The 21,596-nt window shown below is 68.7% G+C and carries 26 protein-coding genes; 9 read left to right on the forward strand and 17 right to left on the reverse strand.

Annotation, left to right across the window (positions count from 1 at the left end; all coding sequences use genetic code 11):
* Positions 1 to 68: 68 nt before the first annotated feature.
* The 10 genes from U5O44_RS04315 to U5O44_RS04360 all read right to left on the reverse strand — a co-directional run bounded on the left by U5O44_RS04315 (position 69) and on the right by U5O44_RS04360 (position 10,103).
* Entirely contained in the window at positions 69 to 710 is a 642-nt protein-coding gene (locus U5O44_RS04315) for a response regulator transcription factor (RefSeq protein ID WP_322587240.1), read from the reverse strand.
* Positions 707 to 2,824, reverse strand: coding sequence for a PAS domain-containing sensor histidine kinase (locus tag U5O44_RS04320; protein WP_322587241.1), 2,118 nt, complete (start codon positions 2,822 to 2,824; stop codon positions 707 to 709). Before U5O44_RS04320 ends, U5O44_RS04315 begins: the two co-directional genes overlap by 4 nt.
* A 30-nt stretch (positions 2,825 to 2,854) precedes the next feature.
* Complete coding sequence (phoR, locus tag U5O44_RS04325) at positions 2,855 to 4,123, reverse strand: phosphate regulon sensor histidine kinase PhoR (RefSeq protein WP_322587242.1); 1,269 nt, start codon at positions 4,121 to 4,123, stop codon at positions 2,855 to 2,857.
* Positions 4,120 to 4,845 (reverse strand): phosphate regulon transcriptional regulator PhoB, encoded by a 726-nt coding sequence (phoB, locus tag U5O44_RS04330; protein WP_322587243.1) that lies wholly within the window; start codon positions 4,843 to 4,845, stop codon positions 4,120 to 4,122. Before phoB ends, phoR begins: the two co-directional genes overlap by 4 nt.
* A 25-nt stretch (positions 4,846 to 4,870) precedes the next feature.
* Positions 4,871 to 5,572, reverse strand: a complete 702-nt coding sequence (gene phoU, locus U5O44_RS04335) for a phosphate signaling complex protein PhoU (protein ID WP_322587244.1) — start codon at positions 5,570 to 5,572, stop codon at positions 4,871 to 4,873.
* Positions 5,573 to 5,591: 19 nt separating this feature from the next.
* Positions 5,592 to 6,395, reverse strand: coding sequence for a phosphate ABC transporter ATP-binding protein PstB (gene pstB / locus U5O44_RS04340; protein WP_322587245.1), 804 nt, complete (start codon positions 6,393 to 6,395; stop codon positions 5,592 to 5,594).
* Positions 6,389 to 7,342: a phosphate ABC transporter permease PstA gene (gene pstA / locus U5O44_RS04345; RefSeq protein ID WP_322587246.1), complete on the reverse strand. Its 954-nt coding sequence runs from the start codon at positions 7,340 to 7,342 to the stop codon at positions 6,389 to 6,391. Before pstA ends, pstB begins: the two co-directional genes overlap by 7 nt.
* Positions 7,343 to 7,344: 2 nt before the next feature.
* Positions 7,345 to 8,292, reverse strand: coding sequence for a phosphate ABC transporter permease subunit PstC (gene pstC / locus U5O44_RS04350; RefSeq protein WP_322587247.1), 948 nt, complete (start codon positions 8,290 to 8,292; stop codon positions 7,345 to 7,347).
* A gap of 130 nt (positions 8,293 to 8,422) precedes the next feature.
* The gene (locus tag U5O44_RS04355) at positions 8,423 to 9,415 is read right to left on the reverse strand and encodes a PstS family phosphate ABC transporter substrate-binding protein (RefSeq protein ID WP_322587248.1); all 993 of its coding nucleotides are present in this window, start codon (positions 9,413 to 9,415) and stop codon (positions 8,423 to 8,425) included.
* Between the two features lie 154 nt (positions 9,416 to 9,569).
* The gene (locus U5O44_RS04360; protein WP_322587249.1) at positions 9,570 to 10,103 is read right to left on the reverse strand and encodes a winged helix-turn-helix domain-containing protein; all 534 of its coding nucleotides are present in this window, start codon (positions 10,101 to 10,103) and stop codon (positions 9,570 to 9,572) included.
* 113 nt (positions 10,104 to 10,216) lie between these two features.
* Here U5O44_RS04360 and U5O44_RS04365 point away from each other — a divergent pair, with 113 nt between their 5' ends.
* Genes U5O44_RS04365 through U5O44_RS04400 form a run of 8 tightly spaced genes read left to right on the forward strand, consistent with a single transcriptional unit; the run spans position 10,217 to position 14,906 of the window.
* Complete coding sequence (locus U5O44_RS04365; RefSeq protein WP_416222122.1) at positions 10,217 to 10,591, forward strand: ArsR/SmtB family transcription factor; 375 nt, start codon at positions 10,217 to 10,219, stop codon at positions 10,589 to 10,591.
* A 22-nt stretch (positions 10,592 to 10,613) separates the two neighbouring features.
* Positions 10,614 to 11,093, forward strand: a complete 480-nt coding sequence (locus tag U5O44_RS04370) for an ArsI/CadI family heavy metal resistance metalloenzyme (RefSeq protein ID WP_322587250.1) — start codon at positions 10,614 to 10,616, stop codon at positions 11,091 to 11,093.
* Positions 11,094 to 11,114: 21 nt separating this feature from the next.
* A complete protein-coding gene (locus U5O44_RS04375) occupies positions 11,115 to 11,621 on the forward strand; it encodes an arsenate reductase ArsC (RefSeq protein ID WP_322587251.1) in 507 nt (168 codons plus the stop codon).
* A gap of 23 nt (positions 11,622 to 11,644) precedes the next feature.
* Complete coding sequence (gene arsB / locus U5O44_RS04380) at positions 11,645 to 12,673, forward strand: ACR3 family arsenite efflux transporter (protein ID WP_322587252.1); 1,029 nt, start codon at positions 11,645 to 11,647, stop codon at positions 12,671 to 12,673.
* Positions 12,670 to 13,215 carry a sigma-70 family RNA polymerase sigma factor gene (locus tag U5O44_RS04385; RefSeq protein ID WP_322587253.1) on the forward strand — a complete coding sequence of 182 codons (546 nt, stop codon included), beginning with the start codon at positions 12,670 to 12,672 and terminating at the stop codon, positions 13,213 to 13,215. The genes arsB and U5O44_RS04385 overlap by 4 nt, the downstream gene beginning before the upstream one ends.
* A gap of 60 nt (positions 13,216 to 13,275) precedes the next feature.
* Positions 13,276 to 14,319 (forward strand): permease, encoded by a 1,044-nt coding sequence (locus tag U5O44_RS04390; protein ID WP_322587254.1) that lies wholly within the window; start codon positions 13,276 to 13,278, stop codon positions 14,317 to 14,319.
* A 27-nt stretch (positions 14,320 to 14,346) separates the two neighbouring features.
* Positions 14,347 to 14,580 (forward strand): thioredoxin family protein, encoded by a 234-nt coding sequence (locus tag U5O44_RS04395; RefSeq protein ID WP_322587255.1) that lies wholly within the window; start codon positions 14,347 to 14,349, stop codon positions 14,578 to 14,580.
* On the forward strand, positions 14,565 to 14,906 hold the full coding sequence (locus tag U5O44_RS04400; RefSeq protein ID WP_322587256.1) for a c-type cytochrome: 342 nt from the start codon (positions 14,565 to 14,567) through the stop codon (positions 14,904 to 14,906). The genes U5O44_RS04395 and U5O44_RS04400 overlap by 16 nt, the downstream gene beginning before the upstream one ends.
* Here U5O44_RS04400 and U5O44_RS04405 read toward each other — a convergent pair.
* Entirely contained in the window at positions 14,884 to 16,086 is a 1,203-nt protein-coding gene (locus U5O44_RS04405; protein ID WP_322587257.1) for an OmpA family protein, read from the reverse strand. The two genes, U5O44_RS04400 and U5O44_RS04405, sit on opposite strands and share 23 nt — an antisense overlap.
* Positions 16,087 to 16,143: 57 nt before the next feature.
* Positions 16,144 to 17,523 (reverse strand): serine/threonine-protein kinase, encoded by a 1,380-nt coding sequence (locus U5O44_RS04410; RefSeq protein WP_322587258.1) that lies wholly within the window; start codon positions 17,521 to 17,523, stop codon positions 16,144 to 16,146.
* Positions 17,524 to 17,858: 335 nt separating this feature from the next.
* On the opposite strand from U5O44_RS04410, the gene U5O44_RS04415 reads away from it, so the two are divergent.
* Positions 17,859 to 18,176 (forward strand): hypothetical protein, encoded by a 318-nt coding sequence (locus U5O44_RS04415; protein ID WP_322587259.1) that lies wholly within the window; start codon positions 17,859 to 17,861, stop codon positions 18,174 to 18,176.
* Here U5O44_RS04415 and U5O44_RS04420 read toward each other — a convergent pair.
* Genes U5O44_RS04420 through U5O44_RS04440 form a run of 5 tightly spaced genes read right to left on the reverse strand, consistent with a single transcriptional unit; the run spans position 18,098 to position 21,592 of the window.
* The gene (locus tag U5O44_RS04420) at positions 18,098 to 19,081 is read right to left on the reverse strand and encodes a Bug family tripartite tricarboxylate transporter substrate binding protein (RefSeq protein WP_416222123.1); all 984 of its coding nucleotides are present in this window, start codon (positions 19,079 to 19,081) and stop codon (positions 18,098 to 18,100) included. The genes U5O44_RS04415 and U5O44_RS04420 overlap by 79 nt on opposite strands.
* Positions 19,072 to 19,773, reverse strand: coding sequence for a hypothetical protein (locus U5O44_RS04425; protein WP_322587260.1), 702 nt, complete (start codon positions 19,771 to 19,773; stop codon positions 19,072 to 19,074). The genes U5O44_RS04420 and U5O44_RS04425 overlap by 10 nt, the downstream gene beginning before the upstream one ends.
* Positions 19,773 to 20,273, reverse strand: coding sequence for a hypothetical protein (locus tag U5O44_RS04430; protein ID WP_322587261.1), 501 nt, complete (start codon positions 20,271 to 20,273; stop codon positions 19,773 to 19,775). Before U5O44_RS04430 ends, U5O44_RS04425 begins: the two co-directional genes overlap by 1 nt.
* Before the next feature lie 18 nt (positions 20,274 to 20,291).
* Positions 20,292 to 20,894: a hypothetical protein gene (locus tag U5O44_RS04435; protein WP_322587262.1), complete on the reverse strand. Its 603-nt coding sequence runs from the start codon at positions 20,892 to 20,894 to the stop codon at positions 20,292 to 20,294.
* Positions 20,894 to 21,592, reverse strand: a complete 699-nt coding sequence (locus tag U5O44_RS04440) for a MotA/TolQ/ExbB proton channel family protein (protein WP_322587263.1) — start codon at positions 21,590 to 21,592, stop codon at positions 20,894 to 20,896. The genes U5O44_RS04435 and U5O44_RS04440 overlap by 1 nt, the downstream gene beginning before the upstream one ends.
* Positions 21,593 to 21,596: the final 4 nt, after the last annotated feature.

Raw genomic sequence — 21,596 nt, forward strand, 5'->3', positions numbered from 1 at the left:
CCGCGGCGGCGGGCGGTCTGTGGGGAGTTCTGGATCGACGCTGTCAGGTGATGTCGTGGCGAAATCGATTACGGCTCATCCGCCCCGATCAGCCCGGCCCGGATGGCCAGCCGCACCAGCGCCGGCACATCCGACACGCCGAGCTTGCCCATGAGGCGGCTGCGGTAGGAGTCGACTGTCTTGGGCGAGAGGTGCAGCAGCGTGCCGATCTCGGTGCTGGAGCGGCCGCGCACCACCAGTTCGATGATCTGGCGCTCGCGGGCGGACAGGCCCTCCAGCGCGGCGGGCTCGTCGCGGGCCGTGAGGCCCTGCACGGCCAGATCGGCCACATCCGGGCTCAGGTGGCGTCGGCCTTGCAGCACCGCCTCGATCGCGCCGATCAGCTCGGCCGAGGGCGAGCCCTTGAGCACATACCCCAAAGCCCCCAGCCGCAGTGCCTCCGCCACATGCCGGGGCTGTGCCGACATGCTCAGCACGATGGTGCGGGTCGGCAGGCGCCGGCGCTGCAGCTCGGTCAGCAGCGCCAGCCCGGAGCGCTCGCCCAGGTGCAGGTCCAGCAACAGCAGCGCCGGGGCCAGCCGCTGCAGCTCGGCCAGCGCCAGCGTCGGGTCCGCCGATTCGCCCACCACCCGGTAACCGCTGGCCTGCAGCACGGCGCGCAGGCCGTCGCGCATCATCGCGTGGTCATCGACCAGGTAGATCTCGGTCATGTCGGGGCTCCTTCCCAGCGCAGGTGGACGCGGGTACCGCCGTCCGCAGTCGAGTCGACTGTGAAACGGGCACCGATGGCGATGGCACGCTCGCGCATGCCGACGATGCCGAGGTGGCCGGGCCGTCCCTGCCGCAGGGGCTGGGGCACGCCGAGGCCATCGTCGATGACCTCCAGGGTCAGACCGCTCGTGTCGGCATCGAGCAGCACCCGGATCAGGCTGGCCTGCGCATGCTGCCGGGCGTTGGCCACCGCCTCGCGCGCCACCATGAACACGCCGTACTCGACATCCGACGGCCAGCGCAGCGCATGGGCGGCATCACTGGCCTCGATCAGGACATCGGCACCGGGACCGGTGTGGCAGCCGTCCAGCGGCACGGCGCGCGACCGGATCTCGTTGTCGAGCGCCGCCACGAGCTCCTGCGTCTCCAGCATCGGCGGGCGCAGATCGGCCAGCACATGGCGCACCTCGCGCACCGCCTGGTCCAGCAACTGCCCGATGCCGGTGCAGGCCCGGACCATGCCGGGGGGCAAGGTCGCGCCGAAGGTGGCATGCGCCGCTTCGAGGTTCAGCCGCATCACCGCCAGCGTCTGGCCGACATGGTCATGCAGCGACTGCGCCACACGCTGGGTGGTGAGCTTTTCCTGCGCCAGCAGACGCCGTGTCAGCTCGGACAGCTCCAGCTGGTAGGTCAGCAAGGCCCGCTCCGAAGCGCGGCGCACGCGGATGTCGCGCAGCACCAGCACATGCCGGTGTCCGTCGAGCGAGCGCATGCTGACTTCGGCCGGAAAGCGTGTGCCGTCGCGGCGCAGGTGCTCCCATTCGTCGAGCTGGCTCTGGTCGGACAGCAGCCGGCCGAGTTCCGCCGGCAGGCGTGAACGCTCGTGTTCGGCCAGCAGGGCGTCCAGCGACAGGCACAGCAGTTCTCCGCGGCTGTAGCCGAACAGCGCCAGGGCCTGGGCATTCGCGTCCAGCACCTTCAGCGTCTGGTCGACCAGCAGCACGCCGTCGGCCAGCTGTTCGAACACCAGGCGCCGGTAGGCCTCGGACTCGCGCAGGGCCTGTTCGGCCTGCTTGCGTTCGGTGATGTCGAAGGTGGTGCCGGCCATGTAGATGGCGCGGCCCTGCGCATCCCACATCGCCTGGCCCTGGGTCTGGAACCAGCGCCAGCCGCCATCCGCATGGCGCATGCGGAACTCCAGGCCGTAGTCGGCGCGCTGGCGCAGATGATCGGTGAGGGCCTGGCGGAATCGGCCGAGATCGTCCGGGTGCAGCAGCTGCTCAAAGGCCTCGCGGCTGCGGTCATCGGGCGGCGTCGACATGCCGATCGACTGCCAGAAGTCGGCCGCCACCACCAGCTGCCCGGTGTCGGCGCTCCAGTCCCAGACCTGGCCGTGGCGGGAGGCGAGCCGGTAACGCAGTTCGCTGCGCTGCAGCGCCTGTGCGCTCGCGTGGCGGGCGGTGATGTCCGAGAAATACACCGACACGCCGTGGGGCGACGGATAGACGCGGCACTCGAACCAGCGGTTCCATTTGGCGTAGAAGTCCTCGCGGACGGCGGGGCGCTGCGCCTGCAGCGACTGCAGCAACATGCGCTGGAAGCTGCTGCCCTCGATGCCGGGGAACTCGGTCCAGAACACACGGCCGAGCAGGGCCTGTGGATCGGCATGGCCCAGCACGGCCGCCCCCTTGGCGTTGACATAGGTGAAGCGCCAGTCGTTGTCCAGCACGGCAAACCCGTCGCCGATGCGCGCCAGCACATCGCGCAGCAGCGCATGCGCCCGGTCCTGCGCCTGACGGGCCTGCTCCTCGCGTTCCATGGCCCGACAGCGCCGATCCACGCCGCGCATCAGCACCACATGGAGCAGCAGCGCCGTGCAGCCGACGAACAGCCAGCCCTTGACGGCCGCGGCCACCGCCCGCAGCGCCGGGTCCGCCAGCAGGGCCGACACCACGGAATCCGACAGCGCGATCCACAGCAGCCCCGCCAGCGTGTAATAGAACACCAGCCGCCAGACTTCCGCCTCGGCGCGCGCACGGTCAGTGGCGGCAGTGGCGGCGGCAAAGTGTCCGGGCGGCTCGGGTCGATCGGCTGGTGCGTCCTGGGAAGACATCGGGGGTCAGGCTCCTCAACGGTGACCCCTTCAATTTACAGGTTCGGGGCGATTCCTCACAGGCGAACGTGCGGGCACGCGCACCCGGAATGCCGGCAACACCACGCGGAACACCGATCCCTTGCCGGGCACGCTGTCGATCAGCAGCTCGCCATCGTGGCGCTGCACGACGTGCTTGACGATCGCCAGCCCCAGCCCGGTGCCGCCGGTCTCGCGCGAGCGGCTGCTGTCGACGCGGTAGAAACGCTCGGTCAGCCGGGGGATGTGCTCCCGGTCGATGCCGGGGCCGGTGTCGGTGACACGGAATTCGCCCGTGCCATCCGCCCGGACCGACCACTGCGCCGTCACGCTGCCGCCGGCCGGCGTGTAACGCAGCGCATTGCTCACGAGGTTCCAGAACGCGCTGAACAGCTCGGACTCGGTGCCGCTGAGCTGCGCGCTGCTGTCCACATGCAGCAGGAAGCGGTGCTGCTCGCGGTCATGGGCCCGCGCGCTGACCTCGATCTGCGCCAGCATGTCGCCCACCTCGGTCCAGGTGTCGGCGGCGGGCCGCGGCGCGCCCTCGATCTGGGCCAGCGCCAGCAGGTCGGTGACGAGGTTGCGCATGCGGTCGGTCTGCTGGCGCATCAGGGTCAGCACGCGCTGGCGCTCGGCCCCGGTGAGCGGCAGATCGGACAAGGTCTCGATGAACCCGGACAGCACCGTGAGCGGGCTGCGGATCTCGTGCGAGACGTTGGCGACGAAGTCGCGGCGCATGCGGTCGCTGCGCTCGCGCACGGTCACGTCCTGCGACAGGACCAGCTTCATCGTGCCGCCATAGGGGCGCACGGTGACCGACAGCATCGCGTCGCCGCGCGGGCTGGGAAACCCCACCGCCTCGTCGAAACGCCCGGATTGCAGGTGGTCGACGAAGGCCGGCGCCCGCACCAGGCTGGTGACCCGCTGGTCGCGGTCGCGCAGCATGTCGAGGCCGAAATGGCCAGCCGCCGTCTGGTTGATCCACTGCAAGTGATCCTGCGCATCGAGCAGCAGGATGCCGTTGGGCGAGGCATCGATGGCGGACAGGAAGCTCTCCAGCCGCTGGGCGTGCTGGGCTTCGCGCGCGTCGGCGGCACGCAAGGCACGGTCGACCCGCTGCCCGATCTCGCCGAGGATGCCCGGCAAGACTGGCGCCGGCACCGCCGCCAGCATGCCGTGGCTCGTCCAGCGCAACAACATCCGCTCGCGCCGGTACAGCTGCAAGGCCCAGGCCGTGGCGCCGAGCGCCAGCAGCACACTCAACACCAGGGCCGTGGTCACGCGGCGGCCTGTCCCGTCTGGCCTGCGCTCCCGGCCACGTTCGGGCGCGCCAGCCGGTAGCCGGCACCCCGGACTGTCTCGATCAGATCGGCACAGCCGCAGGGGGTCAGTGCGGCGCGCAGGCGCTTGATGTGGACATCGACCGTGCGTTCCTCGATGAAGACATGGTCGCCCCAGACCCGGTCGAGCAGCTGGTTGCGGCTGTGGACACGCTCCGGGTGCGACATCAGGAAACGCAGCAGGCGGAACTCGGTCGGGCCGAGTGCCACTTCCTCCTGGCCGTGCCAGACACGGCGCGTGGCGGGATCGAGCCGCAGCGCGCCCGCCTCGACCGGCACATCCAGCGCCTCGGGCAGCTTGCGCCGCAGCACGGCGCGGATGCGCGCCAGCAGCTCGCCGGTGGAGAACGGCTTGGTCAGGTAGTCGTCCGCGCCGGCGTCCAGCCCCTGGATCAGGTCGCGCTCCTCGGAGCGGGCCGTCAGCATGATGATCGGCAGCTCCCGCGTGCGGGCGTCGCCGCGCCAGCGCCGCGCCAGCGACACGCCAGACTCTCCGGGCAGCATCCAGTCGAGGATGACCAGCTCCGGCAACTGCTCGGTCACCTGCCGCACGGCGGCGTCGGCGCTGTCGGCGACACGCACCTCATGGCCCTCGTAGCGCAGGTTCAGCGCGATCAGCTCGGCGATCGCCGGCTCGTCCTCGACGATCAGGATGCGTCCCATGGTGTCCAGTCCTTGCGGTGGCGGCTCACTGCACCGCGTTCTCGACGCTGTCGAGCGGCGAGTGGCGCACGTCGGCGCCCTTGACGATGTAGATCACCTGCTCGGCGATGTTCTTGGCGTGGTCACCGACGCGCTCGATCGCCTTGACGACGAAGACGAGGTCGATGGAGGCCGAGATGGTGCGCGGGTCTTCCATCATGTAGGTGATGAGCTTGCGCATCAGGCCGTCGAACTCGGCGTCGATCTCGTTGTCCTGCTTGATGACCTGCAGCGCCTGCGCCGCGTCGAGCCGGGCGAAGGCGTCGAGCGCACGGCGCAGCGAGGTCGTCGCCAGCTGGGCCTCGAAGGACACGTCGGCCACCGGCAGGCGGCTGGACATGCCGGTGGTCATCAGGCGCTGCACCGTGCGGGCGATGCGCGCAGCCTCGTCGCCGACCCGCTCCAGATTGCCGATGGTCTTGGAGGTCGCGATCAGCAGGCGCAGGTCGCGGGCGGTGGGCTGGCGGCGCGCGATGATGGTCGAGAGATCGCGGTCGACGTCGATCTCCATCTGGTTGACCCGGTGTTCCTGGCGGATGACCTGGTCGGCGGTCTCGTGGCTGAAGTGGGTCAGCGCGTAGACGGCCTGTACGACCTGGGCTTCCACGAGGCCGCCCATTTCGAGCACGCGGGTGGAAATGCCGCTGAGTTCGGCATCGAACTGGGTGGAGAGGTGCTTGTCGCTCATGGAATGGTCCTCCCTGGGGTCAGCCGAAGCGGCCGGTGATGTAGTCCTCGGTCTCTTTGCGCTTGGGCTTCACGAAGATGTCCTTGGTGGGGCCGAATTCGATGAGTTCGCCAAGGTACATGTAAGCGGTGTGGTCCGACACACGGGCCGCCTGCTGCATGTTGTGGGTGACGATCAGCACCGAGACCTTGCGCTTGATCTCGCCGATCAGGTCTTCGATGGAGCCAGTGGCGATCGGGTCGAGCGCCGAGGTCGGCTCGTCGAACAGCATCAGCTCTGGATCGGTGGCCAGTGCACGGGCGATGCACAGCCGCTGCTGCTGACCGCCGCTCAGGGCGAACGCCAGATCGTCGAGGCGGTCCTTCACCTCGTTCCACAGCGCGCCACCCTTCAGCGCCGCCTCGACGCGCCCGTCGAGTTCGGAGCGGTTGCGAATCCCGCGCACCCGCAAGCCGTAGGCCACGTTCTCGTAGATCGACTTCGGGAACGGGTTTGGCTTCTGGAACACCATGCCGATGCGCATGCGGACTTCGATCGGATCGACGTCCTTGGACAGGATGTTCACGTTGTCCGGCTTCAGGAGGATCTCGCCTTCGTAGCGGTTGCCTGGATACAGGTCATGCATGCGGTTGAAGCAGCGCAGCAGCGTGCTCTTGCCGCAGCCGCTGGGGCCGATCAGCGCCGTGACCTTGTGCTCCTCGACCGACATCGAGACGCTCTTGAGGCTCTTGAAATCACCGTAGTAGAAGCTGAGGTCACGGACCTCGGCCTTGTTGACCACAGCGGGAGTCGCCGCAGTCCGTTCGAGCGTGTCTGTCACCATTTGATGGTCTTTCGAACCTGGTAGCGCAGGTAGATGGCCAGGCCGTTCATCATGAGCGTCATGAACAGCAGGATCACGCCGGCCGCTGCGGCGTTGACTTGGAAGTCCACATTGGGTCGGGAGACCCAGTTGTACATCTGGATCGGCAAGACGGTGAACTCGGACCAGATCCACTGCATGCTCAGGAACGGGAACTCGCCCGTCACAGGCAACGGCGGCAGGAAGGCGATGAAGGTCAGCGCCCCAATGGTGATGATGGGCGCCGTCTGGCCGATGGCCTCGGCCATGCCCAGGATCACGCCCGTCAGCATGCCGCCGCGTGAATAGGGCACCAGGTGGTCGCTGACCATCTGCCAGCGGGTGGCGCCCACGCCGTAAGCCGCCTCGCGGATGTGGATCGGCACTGCACGCAGCGCCTCGCGAGACGACACGATGACGATCGGCAGGATGAGCAGGGCCAGCGTCAGGCCGGCAGTCAGGATGCTTTCACCGAAGCCGAACTGGTAGACGAACAAGCCCAGCGCCAGCAAGCCGTAGACGATCGACGGCACACCAGCCAGGTTGGTGACGTTGATCTCGATCAGGTCGGTGAACCAGTTCTTGCCCGCGTACTCTTCGAGGTAGATGGCCGCACCGATGCCGATCGGCACTGCCGCCAGCATCGTCAACAGCATCACCAGCGCGCTGCCCACCCAGGCCGACAGGATGCCCGCCTGCGCGGCACGCCGCGAGGGGAAGCTGGTCATGAAGTCCCACGACAGCCGCGGCAGACCATCGATCAAGAGGTCAAGAAAGGCCGCCAGCAGCACCAGTACCGCGAAGGCCGTGAACAGCACGCCGAAGAAGGCGAACAGGTTCTGGCGGAAGATGCCAGACTTGATGCGTGCCCGCATCGCCTGCAGATCCCGGGTCGGCGCGACGGGCGCCTGAGAGTTGACAGTGGTCATGGTCAGTACGCCTTGCGGTAACGACGGCGCAGGAAATGCCCGGTCAGGTTGAGCACCAGCGTCATGATCAGCAGAACGAGGCCTGCCGCGAAGATGCTGCGATAACCCACCGAACCGTGCTCCAGATCCCCCATGCTGACCTGGGCGATGTAGGCGGTGAGCGTAGCGGCCGCATCCAGCGGATTGAAGGTGAAGTTGGCGTTCTGGCCGGCGGCGATCGCGACGATCATCGTCTCGCCGATGGCCCGTGCCGCCGCGAGCACGAAGGCGGCCACCACACCCGAGATGGCCGCGGGCATCACGACCGTGAGCGCCGTCTGCATCTTGTTGGACCCCAGCGCATACGCACCTTCGCGCATGGCCATCGGCACCGCACGCATCGCGTCCTCGGACAGCGAAGCAATGGTCGGAATGGTCGCCACGCCGATCACCAGACCTGGCACCAGCATGTTGAACCCCGGAAGATCCGGCAGGATGGTCGCCTGCAGCAGCGGCGTGACGAAGAGCAGCGCGAAGTAGCCGAACACGATGGTCGGCACCGCCTGGATCAGCTCCAGCGCCGGCTTGATGATTTCGCGGGCGGTGTGCGGCGCAAACTCCGACAGGTAGATGGCAATCACGGTCCCCATCGGCACGGCCACGAGCATCGCGATGAAGGTGATGGTCAGCGTGCCGGACACCAGCGGCAGGATGCCGTACTGCGGGTTCTCGAACAGCGGCGTCCAGACGGTGCCGGTAATGAAGTCCCAGACCGACACAAAGCTGAAGAATCCGATCGACTCATGGACCAGGATGACCGTGATGGCCACCGTGGTGAACACGGCCACCAGACCGCAACCCAGCAGCAGCAGTTCAATGAACCGCTCTTTCAGATTGCGCGAGAACTTGTGCTTCAGCCGCGTCGGATCGACGACTTGCGCTGCGTCTGCACGGAGGGGAATGGCGACCAAGGTTCGCTCCATCTATGGTGAACTGCGACCGACCGACCCCGGTCGGCCCGGACCCTGAACACGACACCCCGTGCGGCGATCACCGCAGCGGGGCCACGTGCAATGCCGCTCCGTGGAGCGGCCAGCAGGATCACTCCTTGGCTTCGAGCGTCATCAGCTGCTCGATGGTCAGCCCCACCTTGTTTTCGCCGCCCATCTTGGTGCCGACACGGCCCTTCTGCAGCGCGGTCAGGTTGTACTCGTAGGCCTTGGCGGGCAGCGGCACGTACTTGACTTCCGCCACCAGCTTCGGGGCCTGCTTCATGTAGAAGTCGGCAAACGCCTTGATTTCGGGCTTGGCCAGTGCCTTCGCGTTGACATAGATGAAGATCGGGCGCGACAGCGGCTGGTAAGAGCCGTTGAGCACGTTCGCAGCACTCGGGGCCACGGCCTTGCCGCCCTTCCAGCTGATCGACAGACCCTTGATCTTGTCCTTGTTCTCTTCGTAGTAGGCAAAGCCGAAGAAGCCCAGCGCATTCTTGGCACGGCTGACACCCTGCACGATGACGTTGTCGTCTTCGCTGGCAGTGAAGTCGCCGCGGCTGGACTTGCTCTTGCCAGTGACGGCTTCGGTGAAGTAGTCGAAGGTGCCCGAGTCGGCACCCGCGCCGAACAGCTGCAGCGGCAGGTCCGGGAACGCCGGGTTGGCGTCGTTCCAGCGCATGACCTTGCCCTGGGCGCCCGGTTCCCACATCTTCTTCAGGTCGTCCATGGAGATTTCGTTGAGCGGGTTGTCCTTGTGCACCACCACGGTCAGCGAGTCGTAGGCCACCGGCAGCTCGACGTACTGCACGCCCGCGGCGCGGCAGTCCTTCATCTCACCGGCCAGGATCGGGCGCGAAGCGTTCTGGATGTCGGTCTCACCACGGCAGAACTTCTTGAAGCCACCGCCGGTTCCGCTGATGCCGACCGTCACCTTGAGCTGCTTGTTGGCCTTCTGGAATTCTTCTGCCACCGCTTCGGTCACGGGGAACACGGTGCTGGAGCCGTCAATCTTGACGGACTGGGCATGGGCCAGGGAAGGCAGCACGCCGGCAGCGGTCACGAGGGCAGCCACGGTGGCCAGTTGGGTCAGCTTGTTCATCAGAGATTCTCCAGAGAGACAAATCGTTGTTGCACGGTTCGCCGCGCGCTCCATCTGATCTGTGCAGATGTCACACCCGGCGTGCAGGCCACTGTAGGCAGAAGCTGTGAAAGTTTCGTGACACCGCCCGTCACAGACCAAGGGCACCCAGAGATCAGCCGCTGGAGCTGAAGCGGTAGCCGATGCCGCGCACGGTGCGGATCACGTCGCCCGCGCCAGCGTCTTCGAGGCAGCGGCGCAGGCGCTTGATGTTCTGGTCGACGGTGCGGGCATCGACATCACTGCCCTCACCCCAGACCGTATCGAGGATCTGCTGTCGCTCGATCGCGTGCTCCGGCCGCGCCATCAGGCACTGCAGCAGCTTCAGCTCCACCGGTGCCAGCTCGACCGGCGTCGTCCTTCCGCCTTGGTGCACGGTCACCAGATGACGCTCAACGTCGATCTCGATCGGCCCCCTGCGCAGGCGCCGGATGTCGTGTGTCAGCAGGTGCGTGATCCCGTCGGACAACTCGCCGGGGGCGTCCAGATCGATCAGCACCACATCCGGCCGCACCTCGCCGGCCAGCCGCCGCGCCTCCTGCGCCGACGCCGCCAGCACCGGCAGGAATCCGGCGAACCGGAAATGGGCCGCCAGCAGTTCCCGCTCCACCACGTCCTCCACCACCACCAGCACCGTGCGCACAGACATGGACCCACCCGATCACCGACAAGAAGCCGTCATGGTGGTCCGGGTGTGTGACAGCGTTTTGACAGGACACGTCAGTGGTTGAAATAAATCCATATTTCCAACAAAATGGAAACATGGAATCTGTTCAGACCCACCCCGCCGCACCCGCCCTGCTCGAATCGACGGCCATCGCAGCCCTGGCCGCGCTGGCCCAGCCGATGCGGCTGCGGGTCTTTCGCGCCCTCGTCGGCGCCGGCCCGGTCGGCATGACACCCGGCGCGCTCGGTGCGCTGCTGGATGTGCCGTCCTCGACGCTGTCGTTCCACCTGAAGGAGCTGATGCACGCCGGCCTCGTGACACAGGAGCGCGACGGCCGCCACCTCATCTACCGCGCCGCGATGGCGCGGATGAACGCCCTGCTCGACTACCTCACCGCGCACTGCTGCGAAGGCGCGGCCACGACCTGCGCCACCCCGCCCTCGCCCGATTGCGGCACCGCGTGTTGCTGAATCCCCTGACCGGAGCCCCACCATGAAGCGTTTTCACGTCCACCTCCACGTCGATGACCTGCGCCAGAGCATCGCCTTCTATTCGACGCTGTTCGCCGCCGAGTCGGCCCGCGTCGAAGGCGACTACGCCAAGTGGATGCTCGACGACCCGGCGGTCAACTTCGCCATCTCGACCCGCGGCACCCAGCCCGGCATCGACCACCTCGGCATCCAGACCGACAACGCCGACGAACTCTCCGCGCTGAAGGCCCGCGCCGAGGCCGCCGACATGGCGCTGCTTGACGAAGGTGCGACCACCTGCTGCTACGCACGCAGCGAAAAGCACTGGGTCACCGACCCGCAGGGCATCGCCTGGGAGCACTTCCACACGTTGGGCAACATCCCCGTGTTCCGCGAAGCGCCGGCCGCGGCCACGGAACCCGCCGCCGCCTGCTGCCCGCCCACGCCGCGCGGCAAGCCGATCGGCATCCCCGTGAAATCCGCTGGTTCGTCCTGCTGCTGACCCGCCCCTGTCCCTCGCGCCATGACCGTCCACATCCTGATCCTCTGCACCCACAACTCGGCACGCAGCGTGCTGAGCGAGGGCATGCTCAACCACCTCGCGGCCCGGCTCGGCCGCGATGTCCGCGCCCACAGCGCCGGCAGCGCCCCGAGCGGCCGGCTCAACCCGTTCGCGCTGCAGGCGTTGAACGCCGCCGGCATCGACACCACCGGCTACCACAGCAAGTCGTGGGACGCCTTCACCGGCCCCGACGCGCCGCCGCTGTCCATCGTCATCACCGTGTGCGACTCGGCCGCGGCGGAAACCTGCCCGGTGTTCTTCGGCGGCACGGGCCAGCAGCCCGTCAAGGTCCACTGGGGCTACCCGGACCCGTCGAACGCCGAGGGCGGCGACGCCGGCAAGGCCCGCGCCTTCGAGCTGACCCGGCAAGCCATCGGCTACCGGATGCTGCAACTGCTCGCGCTGCCGCTGGAGACGATGGACCGCGCCGCGCTGCAGGCTGCGCTGGCCACCATCGGCCAGAGCTGAGCCGGCAACCCGAAAGCCTCGCCATGAACGTCTTCGAGCGCTACCTCACCGTCTGGGTCTTCCTCTGCATCGTCGTCGGCATCGCGCTGGGACAGGCGCTGCCCGGCCCCGTCCAGGCCATCGGCGGGATGGAGGTCGCCAAGGTCAATCTCCCCGTCGGCCTGCTGATCTGGGTGATGGTCATCCCGATGCTGCTGAAGGTCGATTTCGGCGCGCTGCACCAGGTCCGCCAGCACTGGCGCGGCATCGGCGTCACGCTGTTCATCAACTGGGCGGTCAAGCCGTTCTCGATGGCGCTGCTGGGCTGGATCTTCATTCGGCATGTGTTCGCCCCGTGGCTCCCCGCCGCGCAGCTCGACAGCTACATCGCCGGCCTGATCCTGCTGGCCGCCGCGCCCTGCACCGCGATGGTCTTCGTCTGGAGCCGCCTCACCCACGGGCACCCGCTGTTCACGCTGTCGCAGGTGGCGCTGAACGACACCATCATGGTGTTCGCCTTCGCACCCATCGTCGGGCTGCTGCTCGGGCTGTCGTCGATCACGGTGCCGTGGGCGACGCTGATGACCTCGGTCGTGCTCTACATCGTCATTCCGGTGGTGATCGCGCAACTCTGGCGCCGGGCGCTGCTGGCGCGCGGTCAGGCGGCGTTCGATGCGGCGCTGGAGAAGATCGGCCCCTGGTCCGTCACCGCGCTGCTGCTGACACTGGTGCTGCTGTTCGCGTTCCAGGGCGAGGCCATCCTGCGCGAGCCGCTGGTGATCGCGATGCTGGCGGTGCCGATCCTGATCCAGGTGCTGTTCAACTCGGCGCTGGCCTACTGGCTGAACCGGCGGGTCGGCGAGGCGCACAACGTCGCCTGTCCGTCCGCCCTGATCGGCGCGAGCAACTTCTTCGAGCTGGCCGTGGCCGCAGCGATCAGCCTGTTCGGCTTCGAGTCGGGCGCGGCGCTGGCCACCGTCGTGGGCGTGCTGATCGAGGTGCCGGTGATGCTGCTGGTGGTGCGGGTGGTGAACCGGAGCAAGGGCTGGTACGAGGCGGGGCTGACGCGGTGAGCCCCGCTCCGCCGCAGCGCAACGGGCTGCCCTTCGCCTGCGTGCTGGGGGCCTGGCACGCGCACGAGGCCGAGCTGCATGGCTACCTGCGGCACCGCCTGCACGACCCGGCGCTGGCCGACGACCTGCTGCAGGACGTGTTCGTCAAGGCGATGCGTCAGGGTGAGCACTTCTGCGCGCTCGACCAGCCACGGGCGTGGCTGTTCCAGGTCGCGCGCCATGCGCTGATCGACCGCCAGCGCACCCTCCACCCGACCGAGCCCCTGCCCGACGACCTGCCGGCCGAGCCGGCGCCAGCGCCCACCGCGCTCGACCGACTGGCCGACCAGATCGGCCGGGTGCTGCCCCGGCTCGACCCGGCTGACGAGGCGGTGCTGCGCGCCTGCGACCTCGCGGGCCAGCGCCAGCAGGACTTTGCCGACGCCCACGGCCTGAGCCTGAGTGCGGTCAAGTCCCGGCTGCTGCGGGCGCGCCAGCGCCTGCGGGCCGAACTGCTGCGGCACTGCACCGCCTGTTTCGACGCCGAGGGGCGCCTCGACTGACGCAGCGGCCTGCATCCTTTTCGGCGCGACTTCGTCTTCCCGGACAAGGAGCCCTTGTCCATGCTGTCGTCATCCGCTGCGTTGTCCCTGCCACGGCGCCACCCGCAGGCCTTTCTGGTGCTGGCCACCCTGGTCTGGTGGGGGCTGTACCAGTCGCTGATCCCGGTGTCGGAGGCGCTGGTCGGCCTCCTGCCGGTCGAGCGCGACAGCCCGCTCGGAGGCGCGCTGCAGTTCTTCCTCTACGACACGCCCAAGGTGCTGCTGCTGCTCACCGGCGTGGTGTTCGTGATGGGCATGGTGAACTCCTGGTTCACGCCTGAGCGCACCCGCGCCCTGCTCGCCGGCCGCAGCGAGGGCGCTGCCAACGTGATGGCCGCCCTGCTCGGCATCGTCACCCCGTTCTGTTCGTGCTCGGCCGTGCCGCTGTTCATCGGCTTCGTGCAGGCTGGCGTGCCGCTGGGCGTGACGTTTTCGTTCCTGGTCTCGGCGCCGATGGTCAACGAGGTGGCGCTGACGCTGCTGTTCGGGCTGTTCGGCTGGAAGATCGCGCTGCTGTACCTCGGGTTGGGGCTGTCGGTGGCGATCGTCGCGGGCTGGACCATCGGCCGGCTGAAGATGGAGGCACACCTGGAGGACTGGGTGCGCGACATGCCACGGGTGCGGGCCGAAGCGGGCCATGATGGCCTCGGCCTGTCCGAGCGCATCGATGCCGGCTTCGCCAGCGTGCGCGAGATCGTCGGCAAGGTCTGGCCCTACATCCTGGCCGGCATCGCCATCGGGGCCGGCATCCACGGCTGGGTGCCGGAGGACTTCATGGCCTCGTTCATGGGCCGGCAGGCGTGGTGGTCGGTGCCGCTGGCCGTGCTGCTCGGCGTGCCGATGTACACCAACGCCGCGGGCGTGATCCCGATCGTGCAGGCACTGCTGGCCAAGGGCGCCGCCCTGGGCACCGTGCTCGCTTTCATGATGAGCGTCATAGCGCTTTCCCTGCCAGAGGCCATCATCTTGCGCAAGGTGCTCAAGGTCCGGCTGATCGCCACCTTCATGGCGGTCGTCGCCAGCGGCATCCTGCTGGTCGGCTATGTCTTCAACGCGGTGCTCTGACCGCTCCCGCAAACCAGGAGAGATTCCATGGACATCAAGGTACTGGGCACCGGCTGTGCCAACTGCAGAAACACCATCGCGCTGATCCAGCAGGTCGCCCAGGCCCGGGGCGCAGCGATCACGCTGAGCAAGGTCGAGGAGATGCGCGACATCGTCGGCTACGGCGTCATGGCCACGCCGGGGGTGGTGGTCGATGGCAAGGTGGTCCACTCGGGCGGGGTGCCGGCCCGAGACAAGGTCGAGCAATGGTTTCAAGCCTGACGACTCGGGCGCTGGTCGCCGCCACGCTGGCCTGTGCGCTGCTGCCCGCCAACGCCCAAAACAACGCACAGAGCGGCGCACAGCTTGCGTCCGACAAGGGCTGCTACAACTGCCACGGCGACCCGCCAAAGAAAAAGGCCCCGACGTTCGCGGCACTGGCGAAGGACTATGCGCAGTACCGGGGCCGCCCCGAGCAGGAAGCCGCGTTGGCCGAGAAGCTGCGCACCGGCAGCTTCTTCGGCCACATCGACGCCCACGAGCGCCTGAGCGCCGACACCGCGCTGGCGCTGGTGCGCTGGATCGTCAGCGGCAGTCCGTCACCTTGAACTCGACCCGGCGGTCGACGGCGTCCTTCAGGTCGTCGCTGCCGGTGCCGACCAGGTTCTCGCGCCAGCCGACACCCGACGCCTCGATGCGCCGGACCAGCGCCGGATTGGCCGCTTCCAGCTGCTGGCGCACCGCCTCGGCACGCTGGGCCGACAGGGCCACATTGAAATCCTCCGTGCCGGTGCGGCTGGAGTGCCCGACCACCTGCAGGCAGGTCGTGCTCTCGCCCGCCTGCTTGGCGATCTCGCGCAGCCAGTCCGGATAGGGGCGACTGATGGCGGGGTCGTCGATGTAGTCGGTGCGGCCGGGTGCGAACAGCAGCTTCACACCCATCGAGCGCGTGCCGAGCCCGAGCGTGACGATGCGTGCAAACGCCTCGCGCGACTCGTCGTCCTTGCCGGAGCGCACCGACGCCAGGTAGCGCCCGATCAGCGCCTGCAGGGTGTCCGCCCCGGGCAATGTCGCGGCCGAGCGGTACAGCTCCAGCGCACGGTCGAAGCGGCCGGTGTCATAGGCCGACCCGGCCTCGTCGAGCCGCGCGATCGGCACGGTGCGCTCGCGCTCGGTCAGGGCGCGCTCGACCTCCTGCGCCTGCGGCGGCGGCAAGGAGAAGGGGCTTTCGCGGTAGAAGGCCATCGGCGTGCCGTCCAGCGCGGGATCGGAGACCGCCGCCTGGCTGCTCGCCAGCGTGCGCCCGTCCTTCAGGCTCACCAGACGCAGCGCCAGCAGCATCCGGTCCGCCGAGCGCCTTCCGTCCGGCAAGGTGACCGCCGTCAGCGTCGAGTCCAGGCGCACCTCGCTGCCCGCGGCGGCCGCCTCGGTGTAGGGCACCAGCTCCAGCCCGCGGTGCTGGCTCTTCAGGTGGACGGCGATCAGCTCGCGCACCCGCACCGTCGTGACCGTCTGCTGGCGGCTTTCGCTCTGCAGGACCGGCGCGAGGTAGATCCGTGTCGGGCGGTTCAGCAGCCGCGCCAGGTCCAGGCCCTGCTGGCGCACCATGTGCTGCATCGCCTCATCGGCCGCCATGCCCACCGCCGACGCCAGCGGCAGCTCGGCCGTGACACGCGGCAGGGGCGGCGCCGTGGTGCAAGCGGTCAGCACCAGCGCCACCAGCAAGGTCAGGCGGACCGCGGCGCGGGCAGACAGGCGGTCACGGGTGGGGCTGGGTGGGCGGGACATGGCGGCTCCTGGGATGGGCTCGGGGGCGGGGGCGTGGGCAACGGTCAGGCGCAGGGCTCATTCACAGGCCGGATTGCGCTCGCGCTCGGTGTCGGTGGGCTCCAGCGAGCGGCGGCGCAGCCAGTCGATGCAGGCCTCCGACGGCTTGCGGCGGGCCGCCGCGGTCTGCACCGGAGCCGGCTCGGGGCGTGCCGGCGGCGTGGCGGCCGATGCGGCGGACGGACGGGGTTTCGGCTTGGTGTCCGCCGTGGCGGCCGCCTTGGTCGGCGGCGCGGCAGGCGCAGGACCGGCAGCGGACGCCGCCGGTGTGGCGGTACGGGACGGCGGCACATCGGCCAGCGCGGGAGCGGGGATTGTGGCGGACGAAGCCGGGCCTGCCGACGGCGGCGCCGCCTCCAGGATGGCCACGGCGGCCAGGTCCGCCTCCGCAGGCGACATGCCATTGATCCACAGCAGCACGAACACCGCGGTCAGGGACACCAGCAGGCCGGTCAGCGCGACGATGCTTGCGCGGCTGCGCCGGGCGGGCGCTGGCGGCGGTTCGGGCAAGGGCAACGGTGGCGGCGGTGCGCGGCGGGGTTCGGCCACCACCGGCACATGGCGCTCCGACCAGCCGAGCGCCATGCGCAGGGCGGCCACGCTGCTGAGGCGATCGGCCGGCCGCGCCGCCAGCGCGCTGCGCAAGGCGCGTCGGCGCAGCGGATCCGGCTCCGCCTGCTCCAGCGCGGTCCAGCAGTCCGGCTCCTCGGCCTGGCGGCGTGACAGGCCAGGAGGCGCGGAGCCGGTGAGGAGCCAGTAGGCCAGCACGGCAATGCCATGCACATCGGTCCACGGCCCGGTCGTCAGGCCCGCGGCCCGTCCTGCCTCGGTCTGCTCCAGCGCCAGCCACGGCGACAGCGGCTGCCGGGCCGGATCGGTGTCGGGCAGCAGCAGGCACCAGGCGCCGTTGTCGAGCACCTGCACCCGGTCCGGCGTCAGGCAGCCGTGGACCTCGCCCAGCCGGTGCAGCGCTTCGACAGCGCTGCAGCAGGCGTGCAGCCCGGCATCGACGGTGGCGCGGTCCGGCCAGCCGGGGCCATCCTCGGCGACCTGGCGCAGGCTGCGTCCACCCGGCGGCGACAGGCTCACCCAGGACGTTCCATGCGCTTCGCCGCGGTCCTCGATGGCCACCAGTGCGCTGTGGCCCAGCCGGGCGGGATCGGCTGCGCGCGCGGCACGTTGCCAGTGATCGAGCAGACGGGACCAGCGGACCAGCCAGTCGCGGAACTCGGCGTCCTCGCCGTCGAACGGCAGCACCTCCAGACCGACGCGCTGCACCAGCCCGACCGGACAGCTTTCGCGCAGCAGCACGAGGCGGCCGCTGTGGCGCTCCTCGACGGCATAGTCGAAGCCGTCGAGGTCTTCGCCAAGACAGGTCTTGATGACATAAGGGCCCACACAACTGCCTGGTGGGAGCGGGGTCGGGACGGCGGAAACTGCGGAAAATGGCGACATCAGGCGCCAGATTATGGAAACATTGCCCACGTCTGACATTGCGCTCACACGGCTTTTGCCGGGTGTGTTCAGCTGAGCCAAAGCTTTCAGGAATGTCTCGCAATGAAAAATCCATCTGGCAGCGCCTGCATGGACGGGGCATGGCAGACCCGTATCGGCACGCCGAGTGCCCACAGCGACAGCAGTTGTTTCTGCACAACGACCCGCGGGCCAACCAGCGACGCATGCCCCGACTTCCGTCTGGGGAGCCCCCACCTGCGGGAGGCCAGAATTCACGCATGCACCCGACCTGTCACCCCGCGCACCCAACGCCGACCCTCGCTGGTCGGGACGCTTCGCCGGCCCGCGCCTGCGGACGGCGCTCCCGCCACACCCGGCGCTACGTCACCACGCTGATCCATCTGGCGCGGGCGATGGACATCGGGGCCATGGACCGGCTGCAGACCCATGCCCGTCGGCAGGCGCGCGGCGCAGCACTCGGCCTCGGTGCGCTGGCGCAGACGCTGACGGCGCCTCCTCACCCCCCCTTGTTCAACCCCAGCCTCTCCACCGCCCGCTTCTCGGCGGCAAAACCTTCCTTGAGGCTGCGCCCGTAGTCCTCGGCATCGAGGTACACCAGCTCCTGGTCGTATTTCGCCAGTTCGGCGATGTGCGCCGGGTCGTTCATCGCGGCCTTGAACGCATCGTGCAGCACCGCCACCACCGCCGACGGCACCCCACGCGGTCCGACCAGTCCGTAGGGCGACGTGGCCACGATGCCGTGCCCGAGTTCCTTGAGCGTCGGCACCGCCGGCCAGCGCTTCGTGCGGTGTTCGCCGAACGTCACCAGCAGCCGCAGCTTGCCGGAATCGACAAACGGCGCGAACCCGTTGGAGTTGATGCCCACCATCACCTGCCCCGACGACACCGCCAGCATCTGCTCGGAAGTGCCCTTGTACGGCACATGCACATACGTCAGCCCGCGCTTGGCGAACAGCTCGTCGAACACCACATGCGGCGTCGTGCCCACCCCGTTGGTCGAGACCGTCAGCTCGCCAGGATGCGCCTTCGCCCAGGCAAACACCTCGTCCAGCGACTTCAGCGCGCTGCCTGCCGGCACCACCACCCCGAACGTCACCCCGGAAATCTGGATGATCGGCGTGGTGTCGCGGATCGGATCCCAGAGCACCTTCTGGATGTGCGGCGCCCGCAGCGCAGGCTGCGGCAGCTGCGCGATGGTGTAGCCGTCGGGTGAGGCCTGCTGCAGGATCGGCATCGCCAGCGTCCCGCCCGCCCCCGAACGGTTCTCGACCACCACCCGCTGCCCCAGGTGGCGCCCCGCGAGTTCAGCCAGCAGGCGCATCGTCTGGTCCGTCGCCCCACCCGCCGGCCACGGCACCCACAGCGTCACCGGCCGCAGCGGAAACCGCTCGGCCGACTGTGCCATCACCTTGGCACTGACCGGCCCGAACGCCGCCGCACACGCCACACCCAGCACCTGCCGGCGGTTCATCATTGCCATGCCATCAACTCCATCTTCATCGTTCCGCCCAGCAAGAACGTGGTGTTCGCCGGCTCGCTACGCTCCACCCGCACCAGCCCCACCCCGGGGCAGTACCACTCCAGCGTCGTCAGCGGCATGTCGCGCCAGCCTTGCACCGGGTCGGCGAACAGCCTGAGCTTGCCCTCCCCGCGCACCCGAACACATCTGTCGAAAGCACCCGCCGGCGTCTCCACCTTCTCGGCCAGTGCCTCGATCACATAGACCATCGGAATCGACGGGTGGCTGTGGCGGATCTCGGGCGGGAAGTCGGCGCGGCGGCGCAGCAGGTAGGTCGTCGTGCTCGCCTGCCAGGTCGTGCCGACAGCGATCGGCGCCTTCAGCACAAAACGCGGCTGCGGATCGGGCTTCGGCGCGTCCTCCACATCCATCTTGCTGGCCACCCGGTACACGCCCGTGCTGTCGGCGCGCAGCCAGTAGTCGATGCCCGCATCACTGCGCCGCCGGTAGGCGCTGCCCGAATCGAGCGTGCTGTCCCGGCCTGCGTTGCTGAGCACCACCGCCTCGCGGTCGGTGGTGTTGTTCTCCCACTCGGTGGTCAGGCGGTAGGTCCAGGTGCGCCCCTGCTCCAGTGGAAACAGCGAAGCACCCGGCGGCTCGCTGCACCCGACCAGCAGCGCCACCAGACCGAAGGAGGCCAACGCGGTGCGCATCATTTCTCCGGCAGCTGCGGCGCAGGCAGGTCGCGGATCTTCACGTTCTGCTCGTCCGCGCCGGGCCGCAGCCAGCTCAGGCCTTTCGGGCCGCGCTTCGGTTCGGCCGTGCCCACCTGGCTGACCCCCTGGCGCACCTTCTTCATGCCCTCGTTCAGCAGCGCGTGCAGATCCTTGGCATACGGCAGCTTGTAGGCGCGCGGCTGCGGCGCGGGCTTGCCGTTCTCGATCGCGTTGACCCAGACGTACAGGGCGCCCTCCTTGCCCTTGCTCGGCTCCTCGATCACGGCGGCCAGCAGCACGAACTTCTCCGGCAGCGCATGCCGGCTCGGCCAGCCCCAGACGTCCTCCAGCGCGGTGTCGCTCCAGAAATACAGCCCCGTCACCAGCGCCACCAGCCCCGCCTTGGCCCACACCGGCCAGCGCGAGGCCACCAGCGCCAGCCCCAGCACGAACAGCACGGCGACAAACGCCCACAGCACCGCATCGGTCGATGTCATCGCATGCACCTCATCGCGTCAGATCCTTTCCACCAGCGTCTTGGCCAGCGTGTTGACCGCCTCGACCTTGCCTTCGCGGTTCACCGTGAAGCGCACCGCCGTCACCTCGTCGCCCTTGCGCACCACGTTCACGGTGCCGTAGAACACCACCTCGGCGCGTGGATTGACCTTCACCACCGAGACGTTCACCGGCACCGGCTCGCCGTTCTTGCTGTCGTAATAGAAGACGTTGACCGTGTATTCACCCGGCGAGAAGCCGCGCACCGTCACGACTTCCTGGTTCAGCGGGTTGACCACCTGCTGGCCGTTGATGACCAGCGTGTCATTGGCCAGCCCGCGGTCGTCGCGGTCGAGGTGCATCATCCCGCCCTCGCGCTGGCGGAACCAGACGAGGTTGCGGCCGGGATCCTGGACCCAGGTGTCGATGTCGTTGGGGTTCATGTCCGGCCAGGTCACGGTGATGATGAACTCGGCCTTGGCGTCGATCACGCCGGTCTTGGCCTTCGGGTTCATCGCCACGATGGCGATGGCGAACAGCATGACGAAGATCAGCAGCGTGTTGAAGAGCAGGTCGCTGAACGGGTCGATCTCGTCGGAGCGGCGCTTGCGCAGGACGGCCATCAGCGTGCCTCGGCCAAGGTCGCCGCCGCGCCGTCCGCCAGGATGTCCGCCGCCAGCCGGTCGGCCAGCCGGTCCAGCAGCAGCAACTGCAGCCCCAGCCACAGGTTCGCGATCAACCCGACCAGCGTGGTGTAGAGCGCGATCGCCATGCCGCCGGTCATCTGCTGCAGCAACTGCTGGACTTCCGCCAGCTCGAAGCTCTGCGACTTGCCGAGCTGCGACGACATCAGGATGAAGCCGACCACGGTGCCGAGCAGGCCGAGCTTGATCGTGGCCGCCGTGAACCACCAGGCGGTCTCGTGCGGGCCGTGGGTGCGCTCGGCGAGCAAGGCGCTGGCCTCGCCCTGCTGGCGCGACAGGTCATCCAGGTACGCCAACCGCCACCCGCCGCCGCCCGGCTGCGCCTCGCGCTGCAAGCGCCACGCCCGCACGCCGCACCAACCAGTGACGACAGCCGCCAGCACAGCGATCACCACGCTGATGCCGCTCGGGTCACCATCGACCAAGGCCCGCCACCAGCCGTGGCGCTGCATCCACCACGCAGTGAACAGCGCGACGCCTGCCAGCAGCGCCCAGCCCCAGAACAGCCGCTGCGACAGTGCGGCGATGTCGGCCCGGCCCACCGCCGCCGCGCCGAACTCGACGGGCAATCCGGCCTCGACCCGGCCCTGTTCCCGCAGGCGTTGCCAGAGTTTCATCGCC

Origin of the sequence: Sphaerotilus sp., assembly GCF_034519685.1 — a bacterium.
Classification (GTDB): Bacteria; Pseudomonadota; Gammaproteobacteria; order Burkholderiales; family Burkholderiaceae_C; genus Sphaerotilus.

Excerpts from the sequence above, each read along its gene's own strand:
- U5O44_RS04315 (WP_322587240.1), bottom strand. The coding sequence starts at position 710 with ATGACCGAGATCTACCTGGTCGATGACCACGCGATGATGCGCGACGGC.
- U5O44_RS04320 (WP_322587241.1), bottom strand. The coding sequence starts at position 2,824 with ATGTCTTCCCAGGACGCACCAGCCGATCGACCCGAGCCGCCCGGACAC.
- phoB (WP_322587243.1), bottom strand. The coding sequence starts at position 4,845 with ATGGGACGCATCCTGATCGTCGAGGACGAGCCGGCGATCGCCGAGCTG.
- phoU (WP_322587244.1), bottom strand. The coding sequence starts at position 5,572 with ATGAGCGACAAGCACCTCTCCACCCAGTTCGATGCCGAACTCAGCGGC.
- pstB (WP_322587245.1), bottom strand. The coding sequence starts at position 6,395 with ATGGTGACAGACACGCTCGAACGGACTGCGGCGACTCCCGCTGTGGTC.
- pstA (WP_322587246.1), bottom strand. The coding sequence starts at position 7,342 with ATGACCACTGTCAACTCTCAGGCGCCCGTCGCGCCGACCCGGGATCTG.
- U5O44_RS04355 (WP_322587248.1), bottom strand. The coding sequence starts at position 9,415 with ATGAACAAGCTGACCCAACTGGCCACCGTGGCTGCCCTCGTGACCGCT.
- U5O44_RS04360 (WP_322587249.1), bottom strand. The coding sequence starts at position 10,103 with ATGTCTGTGCGCACGGTGCTGGTGGTGGTGGAGGACGTGGTGGAGCGG.
- U5O44_RS04365 (WP_416222122.1), top strand. The coding sequence starts at position 10,217 with ATGGAATCTGTTCAGACCCACCCCGCCGCACCCGCCCTGCTCGAATCG.
- U5O44_RS04370 (WP_322587250.1), top strand. The coding sequence starts at position 10,614 with ATGAAGCGTTTTCACGTCCACCTCCACGTCGATGACCTGCGCCAGAGC.
- U5O44_RS04375 (WP_322587251.1), top strand. The coding sequence starts at position 11,115 with ATGACCGTCCACATCCTGATCCTCTGCACCCACAACTCGGCACGCAGC.
- arsB (WP_322587252.1), top strand. The coding sequence starts at position 11,645 with ATGAACGTCTTCGAGCGCTACCTCACCGTCTGGGTCTTCCTCTGCATC.
- U5O44_RS04390 (WP_322587254.1), top strand. The coding sequence starts at position 13,276 with ATGCTGTCGTCATCCGCTGCGTTGTCCCTGCCACGGCGCCACCCGCAG.
- U5O44_RS04395 (WP_322587255.1), top strand. The coding sequence starts at position 14,347 with ATGGACATCAAGGTACTGGGCACCGGCTGTGCCAACTGCAGAAACACC.
- U5O44_RS04400 (WP_322587256.1), top strand. The coding sequence starts at position 14,565 with ATGGTTTCAAGCCTGACGACTCGGGCGCTGGTCGCCGCCACGCTGGCC.
- U5O44_RS04405 (WP_322587257.1), bottom strand. The coding sequence starts at position 16,086 with ATGTCCCGCCCACCCAGCCCCACCCGTGACCGCCTGTCTGCCCGCGCC.
- U5O44_RS04415 (WP_322587259.1), top strand. The coding sequence starts at position 17,859 with ATGCACCCGACCTGTCACCCCGCGCACCCAACGCCGACCCTCGCTGGT.
- U5O44_RS04420 (WP_416222123.1), bottom strand. The coding sequence starts at position 19,081 with ATGGCAATGATGAACCGCCGGCAGGTGCTGGGTGTGGCGTGTGCGGCG.
- U5O44_RS04425 (WP_322587260.1), bottom strand. The coding sequence starts at position 19,773 with ATGCGCACCGCGTTGGCCTCCTTCGGTCTGGTGGCGCTGCTGGTCGGG.
- U5O44_RS04430 (WP_322587261.1), bottom strand. The coding sequence starts at position 20,273 with ATGACATCGACCGATGCGGTGCTGTGGGCGTTTGTCGCCGTGCTGTTC.
- U5O44_RS04435 (WP_322587262.1), bottom strand. The coding sequence starts at position 20,894 with ATGGCCGTCCTGCGCAAGCGCCGCTCCGACGAGATCGACCCGTTCAGC.
- U5O44_RS04440 (WP_322587263.1), bottom strand. The coding sequence starts at position 21,592 with ATGAAACTCTGGCAACGCCTGCGGGAACAGGGCCGGGTCGAGGCCGGA.